This window comes from Pradoshia sp. (genome assembly GCF_051873915.1).
GTDB lineage: Bacteria > Bacillota > Bacilli > Bacillales > Pradoshiaceae > Pradoshia.
Map to the genome: position 1 here is coordinate 7,492 of NZ_JBJEFJ010000012.1, position 2,345 is coordinate 9,836.

Annotated in this window: 2 protein-coding genes; both read left to right on the top strand. The window is 46.7% G+C overall.

Translation table 11 applies throughout. From position 1 onward, the window contains the following. Positions 1-1,112: exo-beta-N-acetylmuramidase NamZ family protein (locus ACI35L_RS01105; protein ID WP_439802055.1), on the top strand; the 1,112-nt coding region annotated here is incomplete at its 5' end. 115 nt (positions 1,113-1,227) lie between these two features. Beyond that, the gene (locus ACI35L_RS01110; protein ID WP_049670341.1) at positions 1,228-2,313 is read left to right on the top strand and encodes an L-dopachrome tautomerase-related protein; all 1,086 of its coding nucleotides are present in this window, start codon (positions 1,228-1,230) and stop codon (positions 2,311-2,313) included. Positions 2,314-2,345: the final 32 nt, after the last annotated feature.

The window sequence follows — 2,345 nt, forward strand, 5'->3', positions numbered from 1 at the left end:
TGCTGAAAGGGAAAAGGGTCGGCCTGATTACGAATCCGACCGGTGTTGACAAAGACTTGAACAGCATCGTGGACCGCTTTTATCAGGATAAGGATATTAATCTCACGGCCCTTTATGGTCCAGAGCATGGGGTAAGGGGCGATGCTCAGGCTGGAAGCTATGTCGATTTCTACATTGATGAAACGACCGGTCTTCCGGTTTACAGTCTTTACGGAAAGACGCGGAAACCAACTCCAGAGATGCTCGAAGATGTCGATGTACTCGTATTTGACATCCAGGATGTCGGTACACGCTTCTATACGTATATTTACACAATGGCATTGGCGATGGAAGCAGCCGAGGAAAAGGGAATTCCGTTCGTCGTCCTTGATCGCCCGAATCCGCTTGGCGGTCTGAAGGTGGAAGGACCGATTCTTGAAGCACCTGAGTATGCTAGCTTCATCGGTCAATATGAAATCCCGCTCAGACATGGGATGACGGTTGGGGAACTGGCCAAGCTATTTAATAAGGAGTTCGGCATTGGCGCAGATTTGAAGGTCGTCAAGATGAAGAATTGGAAGAGGCAGATGAATTATGAGGATACAGGACTCGAGTGGGTGCTCCCATCCCCGAATATGCCGACGCTTGATACGGCTTATGCCTATCCGGGAACCGGATTGATTGAAGGAACGAATCTATCGGAAGGGCGCGGCACGACCAAGCCTTTCGAATTGCTCGGAGCCCCGTTCATAAACAGCACCGAGCTTGCCAGAGAGCTGAACAAGCTGAAGCTGAAAGGCGTTGAATTCCGAGCAGCCTCCTTTACGCCGACATTCTCCAAGCACAGCGGAGTGCTGACTCATGGTGTACAGGTTCATATCACAGATTATGATGATTTCGTTCCACTTGAGACGGGACTCCATATCGTCAAGACTGTCCATGATCTGTATCCGGAAGAATTTGAATTCCGGGCTGAGGACAGCAAGGGTATTTCCTTTTTCGACTTGCTCATCGGTAATGGCTGGGTTCGCGATGATATTGAAGCAGGGAAATCAGTCAAGCAAATCAAGCAGAAGTGGGAGCGGGATTTGAAGGGATTCCTGAAGGTACGCTCGAAGTATTTGCTTTATTAATAGAAGGGAAGAAGCTTGAAGGGGAGAGAATCCTTTTTAAGCTTCTTTTTTTGTACGGTGGTCCATATCCTTTATTCAATCCGGTTTGAATTTGTTGAGGGGGAATGCTGCTGTCATGTTACCTAGTGAAAGATACTTTGGTCAATTAGAGCTCGTATATGCCTTTTATGGAGCGATGCCTACTGGTGTGACTGTGTCAGAAACAGGTCGTATATTTGTTTGCTTTCCAAAATGGGGAGATGATGTACCATTTACGGTAGCTGAAATAACAGGTGGCCAATTGGTGCCATATCCGAATATTGAGACAAACACAGCTAAACAGGGGAACCTCACCGCTTCCTTCATTAGTGTGCAAAGTGTCATTGCTGATGGGATAGGCACTCTTTGGATATTGGACACGGCTGCGCCGAATTTCTCACAGCCCATAATAGGGGGAGCGAAATTAATCGCTGTTGATTTAAAAACCAATACAATCAGAAAAGTATATCCCTTCTCAGAGGATGTGCTCCTGCCAACGACGTATTTGAATGATGTTCGCTTTGATTTTCGTGTGGGTAAAGCAGGGATTGCTTATATAACGGATTCTTCCTCTGAGGGACCAGGGGGCATTATCGTCTTGAATTTAGATGACGGATCAGCGTTTAGGAGATTAAATGGAGCGGCATCCACTTCGCCTGACCCTTATTTTATACCAAAAGTAGAAGGGGAAATCTTGATGAACCGATTGGAAGACGGCTCCACTTCTCCTTTGAGCATTTCAGCTGATGGGATTGCCATTTCCCCTGATGGGAAGAGACTGTTTTTCTGCCCATTGACAAGCCGTCATCTGTACGCGATATCAACGGAAGCCCTTAGAGACCAATCGATAGCGGATGCGGATTTACCCTATCATGTGGAGTACTGGGGAGAAAAGGGCGCATCTGATGGACTGATTACCGATGCGAAAGGGTCTGTATATGTTGGAGACTATGAGAATAATAGTATTCGGAAAATCTGGCCGGACGGCCGCATGGAAACCATTGCCCATGACCCAAGAATTTTATGGGCGGATACCCTGTCCATTGGTCCGGATCACTACCTCTATTTCATTGTGAATCAATTGCATCGGCAGGCAAAATATCATTATGGAAGAGACCTCAGGCAAAAGCCCTATGGTTTACTTCGTTTAAAAATTGACGAAGGGCCTGCACCCGCCTTTTGAGATTGAGTTCTATCTACGGTTACACCTTTAAT

What these genes read in the sequence shown, in the direction of transcription:
- ACI35L_RS01110 (WP_049670341.1), top strand. Translation starts at nt 1,228, where the DNA reads ATGTTACCTAGTGAAAGATACTTTGGTCAATTAGAGCTCGTATATGCC.